This is a genomic window from Tahibacter caeni (assembly GCF_024609805.1).
Lineage (GTDB): Bacteria > Pseudomonadota > Gammaproteobacteria > Xanthomonadales > Rhodanobacteraceae > Tahibacter > Tahibacter caeni.
Genome location: NZ_JANFVR010000387.1, coordinates 1 through 3973 on the forward strand (window position 1 = coordinate 1; position 3973 = coordinate 3973).

General features: G+C 70.6%; 7 protein-coding genes. 4 read left to right on the forward strand and 3 right to left on the reverse strand.

The genetic code is table 11. The features are described from left to right. Positions 1–45 precede the first annotated feature (45 nt). On the forward strand, positions 46–480 hold the full coding sequence (locus tag NON22_RS21250; RefSeq protein ID WP_257388989.1) for a hypothetical protein: 435 nt from the start codon (positions 46–48) through the stop codon (positions 478–480). A gap of 272 nt (positions 481–752) precedes the next feature. On the opposite strand, the gene NON22_RS21255 is transcribed toward NON22_RS21250, so the two are convergent. Continuing rightward, positions 753–1808 (reverse strand): SDR family oxidoreductase, encoded by a 1056-nt coding sequence (locus NON22_RS21255; RefSeq protein ID WP_257388990.1) that lies wholly within the window; start codon positions 1806–1808, stop codon positions 753–755. 324 nt (positions 1809–2132) lie between these two features. On the opposite strand from NON22_RS21255, the gene NON22_RS21260 reads away from it, so the two are divergent. The 3 genes from NON22_RS21260 (at position 2133) to NON22_RS21270 (ending at position 2992) form a co-directional block, all read left to right on the forward strand. Beyond that, entirely contained in the window at positions 2133–2507 is a 375-nt protein-coding gene (locus tag NON22_RS21260; protein ID WP_257388991.1) for an EF-hand domain-containing protein, read from the forward strand. A 63-nt stretch (positions 2508–2570) separates the two neighbouring features. Next, complete coding sequence (locus tag NON22_RS21265; protein ID WP_257388992.1) at positions 2571–2732, forward strand: DUF3309 domain-containing protein; 162 nt, start codon at positions 2571–2573, stop codon at positions 2730–2732. Then, positions 2729–2992, forward strand: a complete 264-nt coding sequence (locus tag NON22_RS21270) for a hypothetical protein (protein ID WP_257388993.1) — start codon at positions 2729–2731, stop codon at positions 2990–2992. Before NON22_RS21265 ends, NON22_RS21270 begins: the two co-directional genes overlap by 4 nt. A 230-nt stretch (positions 2993–3222) precedes the next feature. On the opposite strand, the gene NON22_RS21275 is transcribed toward NON22_RS21270, so the two are convergent. Together NON22_RS21275 and NON22_RS21280 are read right to left on the reverse strand one after the other, a co-directional pair. After that, on the reverse strand, positions 3223–3456 hold the full coding sequence (locus NON22_RS21275) for a hypothetical protein (protein ID WP_257388994.1): 234 nt from the start codon (positions 3454–3456) through the stop codon (positions 3223–3225). 110 nt (positions 3457–3566) lie between these two features. Beyond that, the coding region (locus NON22_RS21280) for a DMT family transporter (RefSeq protein WP_257388995.1) at positions 3567–3973 on the reverse strand (407 nt) is incomplete at its 5' end.

Sequence of the window (3973 nt, forward strand, 5' to 3'; positions counted from 1 at the left end):
GCCGGGTCGGGCCGGCCGCGACCGCCGCCTCAGCGTGCGGCGCGCTTGCGCGCCGTCGTCGTCCTGCGTGTGCCGGCACGCTTCTTCGCGGTCGCCTTCTTCGCGGCGCCGCGGCCGGCCGGCGTGCGTCTCGCGGTGGACTTGCGCGCGGTCGCGCGTTTCGTCGCCGGCTTGCGCGTCGTCGAGCGCCTGGCCGTCGCCTTCTTCGCCGTGGACTTCCTTGCTGCGGCTTTCTTCGCCGCCGTTTTCTTCGTCGCCGCATTCTTCGTCGCGGACGTCTTCGTCGCGGCAGACTTGCGCGCGCCCGTGCCGCGGTTCGCCGCGCTGCGCCGCGTCGTCTTCTTCGCGGCGGCCTTCTTGGTCGCCGCGCGTCGCGGATGCTTGGCCTTGGGGCCTGACCGCGCGCCGCCGTCCTGCTTGTTGACCGTGGCCCAGGCGCGCCGCTCGGCCTCCTTCTTGCCGACGCCGCGCGCCTCGTAGCCTTCCTCGATGTGTTCGGCCTTGCGTTTCTGTTTGCCCGAATAGGCGGATTTGTCGCCGCGTGGCATGGTCGTCTCCTGGTCGTCGCGGGAGTGATGGCGCTGCGGCGGTTCGTCGCAGCGCAGTTGTCGGCAAACGGGCTCCTGCGCGTTTCCCGATCGAACGATACCGGCACGGCTCGCGCACGATCTCCGGCAGTCGATCGCCTGCGCGACCGGCTGCCGGGCAATCTGTCTGCGGACCGCCGCGCTGGCCGCTTTTCCGGTTGCCTGCTAGCCGCGTGGTCCGCCCATGACCGGCAGGATCGCGCCGCTGACATAGCTCGAACAGACCGGCGAGGCGAGGAACACGTAGGCCGGCGACAGCTCTTCGGGCTGGGCCGGACGCTTCATCGCGCTGTCGGCGCCGAACGTGGCGACGTCCTCGCCGCTGCGGTCGGCCGGGTTCAGCGGCGTCCATACCGGCCCCGGCGCGACCGCGTTCACGCGTATGCCGCGTTCGGCCAGGTTGCTCGCGAGCGACAAGGTGAACGCATGGATGGCGCCCTTCGTCGCGGCATAGTCGAGCAGTTCCTTGCTGCCGAACAGGCCCGTTTCCGAACCCGTGTTGATGATCGCCGCGCCGTTGCGCAGGTGCGGCAGCGCGGCGCGCGCCATGTGGAAATAGCCGGCGATGTTGGTCTGCAGCGTTTCCTGCAGGTGCGTCTCGCTGAGTGCTTCCAGGGTTTCGCAGTGCTGCTGGAATGCCGCGTTGTTGACGAGCACGTCGAGGCGGCCGAATGCATCCACGGTGCGGCGCACGGCGTCCTCGCAGAAACCCGGGTCGCGCACGTCGCCGGCGATGACGAGGCAGCGCCGGCCTTCGAGCTCGACGTGGCGGCGCGTGACCTCGGCGTCCTCGTGCTCGTTCAGGTGCAGGATCGCGACGTCGGCGCCTTCGCGCGCGAACAGCACCGCGACGGCACGGCCTATGCCCGAGTCGCCGCCGGTCACGATCGCGACGAAGTCCTTGAGCTTGTCGCTGCCGACGTAGTCGGGCGCGAGGAAGCGCGGCAGCGGATCGAGTTCGTGCTCGTAGCCCGGCTTGCGCAGGTGCTGCTGCGGCAGCGGGTTCTCGGGCTGCTGGCGCGTGCCGGCCTGCACGGCGGCGGGCTTGGCGCTGCCGTTGCCTTCGTGCCCGCCGTCGTTCTTGCCGCCGTTGCTCTTGCCGTTGCCGGCCGACGAGGACTGTTCGCTGCGCGCGACTTCGTCCTGTATCCGGCGCTGGCGCTGCACGGTCTGCTCGGCGTCGCTCGCGGCGGGACGGGAAGCCGGTGGCTTGCGGGGCATGGCATCGCTCCTGTGCAGTACGGTCACGGCTGCGACGCAAGAGCGGTGCCAGCCGCGTTGTGCCGCGCGCGGCGTCGCTCCGCGCGGCAGTATCGGCCGCGGTTTCGTGCAGTTCGACCGATCGGCGGCCCGCGGCATGCAGGCTGCGCGGTGCGGAGCCGGGCTCGGCCGCGCTGCGATCCGGGCGCCGTCGGGTTTCAAGGCAATGCGACGCCGCTCGCCGCACGGGTTTTCACGCGTGTACGCGCGCCGCGCTCCGGCGCACCGCGTCGGCACGCTTTCTGCGTGGCACGTCGTGGCATCGGCTGTCCGACGGAGGTCCGCATGAAACGCGCGATTCCCTTCACCGCCATCGTTCTGCTCGCCGGCGCGGCGACCGCGCTGTCGCAGCAGCAGCCTCCGCTGCAGGGCGAACGACCGCAGCCGGTCGATTCCGCGCGCGCGCAGCAGGACCCCGAACGCCGCGTGGCGCCGGCGCGCAAGCCCATGGAGCCGCTGGTCGAGGAACGCCAGACGGATACCGCGACGAAATCCTTCGAACAGCTCGACGCGAACAAGGACGGCAGGCTCAGCAAGGACGAGCTCGGCGCCGGCAAGGACGCCAGTGTCGATTTCAGCCGTCTCGACCGCGACGGCGACGGCATGGTCTCGCGCGACGAATGGAACGCGTACTGGTCCGGCCGCGACGACAAGCACTGAATCCCGACTCCCCGGGCCGCCGCCGATGCGGCGGCCTTCTTTTCCCACCGCTAGGAGCACGCCATGACCTTGTCGACCCTGTTGCTGATCGTCCTGATCCTGCTGCTGATCGGCGCGCTGCCGACCTGGCCCTACAGCCGCAACTGGGGCTATGCGCCCGGCGGCGGACTGCTCGTCGTCATCGTCGTCGTCGCCGTGCTGTTTTTCGGCGGATACGTGCGATGAATCGCGGCGAAGCCGACGGCTGCGGTCCGCGCGGCGCGGGCTTCGACGGCGCGGACCTCGAACTCGAGGCGCTCGCTGCGTCGCTCGTGGATTCGGCCTATGCGCCGCAGGCGCAGTCGACGCCCGAGCGCGATGACGAGAACGTCGAGCCCGGCCATCTCGCCGATCCGCTCGAACCGCGCAAGGGCCACCGACCCAAGCCCACCGAACCGTTGCCGGTCGAGGCGCCGCCGGTGCCGAAACTGCGGCCATTGGAATAGCGGCGTCGCGGAAGCCAGGCTCGCCCGAACCCTGCCGCGCAGGGCTCGGACGCGCGTTCGCCGGGTCGCGGGTTGCCCGCCACGTCGCGTCGCGTCGGCGCGCGAACGGCACGCGGCGATCGAGATCGGCTTTGCGCGCGCGCCTTCACGTGGCGATCACGCGCAGGTCGACGACGACCGCCGTTGCGGCGCCGCCCTCGATCGGGGCATCGATCGCGTGCGCCGCGGGATCAGTGCAGCCGTACGCCGTAGGCGCACCAGAGGCAGACTTCGCCTTCGGGGTCCACGAGCGCGACGTCGGTGCTGATGCCGCTGTCGCGCCAGCCGGTCTCGGCCATGTCGAGCGCCGAGTCGATCGCGTCGGAACAGGTGGTATGGGTCGCGAGCAGCTGATTGCCGGCGAGGATGCTCCAGGTGCCGTCGTGGAGCTGCGGACAGATGCGGAAGCTGAGATGAGCGAGCATGAACGGAACCATCTAACAGGGGACTTACCCCCACAGTTCAGCAGATTGCATGCCATCGCGGCGTGAAGCGGAATGCCGGCGTTTGCACCGCTGTAGATGTGGAAAGGTTTTCAACCGGCGGCAAGTTTTACCGCAGGGCAGGCATCCTGCACGGCGCGTCGCCGCCGCAGCAGCTCGTCGACCAGACCCGTGCTCAGCGCCGTGCCGGCCAGGATTACCGCGCAGCCGAGCAGCATGCGGCGATCCGGCGTCTCGTGCAGGAACAGCCAGCCCCAGAGCGCGCCGAACAGCGGGATCAGAAACGAAACCGTCATCGTGCGCGCGGCGCCGATGCGCGCGATCAGCCGGAAGAACAGCAGATAGGCCAGCGCCGTGCAGCCGATCGCGAGCGCGGCGAAGGCCAGCCAGGCGTGGGCCGAGGGCAGGGCGGCGGGCCAGTGACGGATCGTCGGCGCGGCCAGCGCGAGCGCCGCGAAGGCCTGGCCGCCGGCGGCGGCGGCGAGCGGCGACACCGCGG